The sequence below is a fragment of the Mesorhizobium sp. M8A.F.Ca.ET.021.01.1.1 genome (assembly GCF_003998025.1).
Taxonomy (GTDB): domain Bacteria; phylum Pseudomonadota; class Alphaproteobacteria; order Rhizobiales; family Rhizobiaceae; genus Mesorhizobium.
Window position 1 is genome coordinate 1 of the sequence record NZ_RZSJ01000762.1, and the last position, 2,363, is coordinate 2,363.

General features: G+C 67.1%; 2 pseudogenes. Both read left to right on the plus strand.

Going from position 1 to position 2,363, the window contains the following annotated elements:
• Positions 1 to 1,924, plus strand: a pseudogene (locus tag EOA36_RS33465) (hypothetical protein); the annotation flags it as partial.
• Positions 1,925 to 2,144: 220 nt separating this feature from the next.
• A pseudogene (locus EOA36_RS33470) lies at positions 2,145 to 2,363 on the plus strand (ribulose-phosphate 3-epimerase); the annotation flags it as partial.

A 2,363-nucleotide genomic window follows, 5' to 3' on the forward strand; every position in this document is an offset into this window, starting at 1 on the left:
CACCAACAACAAGGCCTGCGCCAAGGAACGCATCCGCCATCCCAATGGCGGCCAGCCGACCTTGCGCATCACCAAGGTGTGCAGCGGTTCGCTCGCCGGCGCGGCGCTGGTTTCCTGCCGCATCACCGTTAGCAGCGTCGGCACCGCTGCCCCCACCGGTCCGGTGCGGGTCAACGATGCCGCCACGCTGGTGTCGGGCGGAGCGCCCGTGCAGATCCAGACCGTCACCCCCGACGGCGCGGAATGGGCGTGCGGGCCGGTTCCGGCCAACGCGTTGTCGTGCCAGATACCAGGCGCCGTCATGACGCCCGGAACCTCCAGGCACTTCGACGTGACGGTCTCGGCCAATGGCGAGTTCGAGAACTGCGCGCGCGGCTCCTACGGGCCGGCGCAGGGCGACGATGTCGTCTATCCGATCGGCCAGGCCTGCGCCAAGGGCGGCGGTCCTTCGACGATCCGTGTCGAAAAGACCGGCGACCGCGAATGCCGCGTCGGCCAGCCCTGCTCGTTCGACATCACCATCACAAATGACGGGACGAGCCCCTTCTCGGGTCCGGTCCGCATCGGCGATGCGATCGGCGTGGAAGGGCTTGGCCGGCTGGAAGGTGTTGCGATCACCTCGATCGACCCGCCTTTCGGCTGCTCGCCGGAGCCGACGACCTTGCCGGCCTCCTGCATCGCCAACCTGACGCTCGGCGCCGGCGAAAGCCAGTCGCACCGTGTGACGGTGGTCATCCCCGACGATGGGCGTCTTGCCAACCTGCAGGGCAACGTCAATGGCCAGAACTGCGTTGGCGTGCTCTCTCCCGACACACGTGTGCAGGGCGGCGGCGATGTGCTGTCCAAGGATGCGACCAACGTCCAGGGCGATCGCGGCAAGGCCTATGCGTGCCATCCCTTCATCATCACGCATGAGGTGAAGAACGAGTGCTCGCCGGGCTTTGTCATGAACGACGCCGGCCGCTGTGTCTGCCCGGAAGGCACCACCTTCCGCAACGGCCAGTGCACGGGCGGCGGCACCAACGTTCTTCCGTTGCCACCGCCACCGCGCTGCGTGCTGCTCGAAGGCCAGATCCGCACCGAGGACGGACGCTGCGTCTGTCCGCGCGGCACGGAGCTGGAGAACGGAAAATGCGTCAGGACCGACAGGCCCGAGCAGTGCACCATCCGTGGTCAGGTCCACGACGCCGACGGCTACTGCGTCTGCCCGCGCGGCACCGAGGTGCGGGACGGCGCCTGCCGTCAGATCCGGCCAAAACCGCAGCAGTGCCGCATCCCTGGCCAGTTCCGCAATGCCGATGGCGACTGTGTCTGTCCGCAAGGCACCGAGCTGCGCAATGGCGCCTGCCGTCCGGTCCGGCCGAAGCCCGAGCAGTGCACCATCCGTGGCCAGGTCCACAATGCGGACGGGGACTGCGTCTGCCCGCAAGGCACCGAGGTGCGCGACGGAGCCTGCCGCCCGGTCCGGCCGCAGCCTGACCAGTGCACCATCCGTGGCCAGGTCCACGACGCCAACGGCAATTGCGTCTGCCCGAGGGGTACCGAGGTGCAGGGCAACGCATGTCGTCGACCAGGTCCAGTGCTCCAGCAGTGCGACATACGCGGCCAAGTCCACAACAAGCGCGGCGAATGCGTCTGTCCGCGTGGGACCGAGGTGATCGACGGCGCATGCCGCAAGCCCAGGCAAGAGAGCGAATGCGCGCCGGGCTCGCAGATGGTCAACGGCCAGTGCCAGCCGATCTTCAGGCGACACTGCCCGGAGGGTACGATCGGGCGGTATCCGAACTGCCGGCCGATACGCGGGCAGCCGTCGCTGGAGCTCGATCCGGGCCAACTGCTGCAATTGCTGCCGCAGCGCAGGCAGCAGATCGACCAGCAACAGGATCCGGTTCCTAACAGGGTCCTGAAGCTCCAGCAGCAATAGCCATCTGCGCGACGCCAAACGAGAACCCGCCGGAGCAATCCGGCGGGTTTTTCTTCATGACCCGCGCAGGCGGTGATTGGCCGCCCAGGACCAACGCGCGCCGCGACGTTCCCCCTGCCTGTGGAACCGCCGTGCTTGCGCCCTCGACAAGTCGCCAGGAGCGCTTTAGGCAGTCGGTTCGGAGCGCCCGTATGAAAAGGACGCCCGGAAAGGCCACGAGATGAGCAAAAAAACCTTGATCGCACCGTCGGTGCTGGCATCGGATTTCTCGAAGCTCGGCGACGAGGTCGAGGCGGTGGCGGCGGCAGGTGCCGACTGGATCCATCTCGACGTGATGGACGGGCATTTCGTGCCCAACATCACCTTCGGCCCGCCTGTCATCAAGGCGATCCGCAACCGCACCAAGGCCTTTTTCGACTGCCACCTGATGATCGCGCCC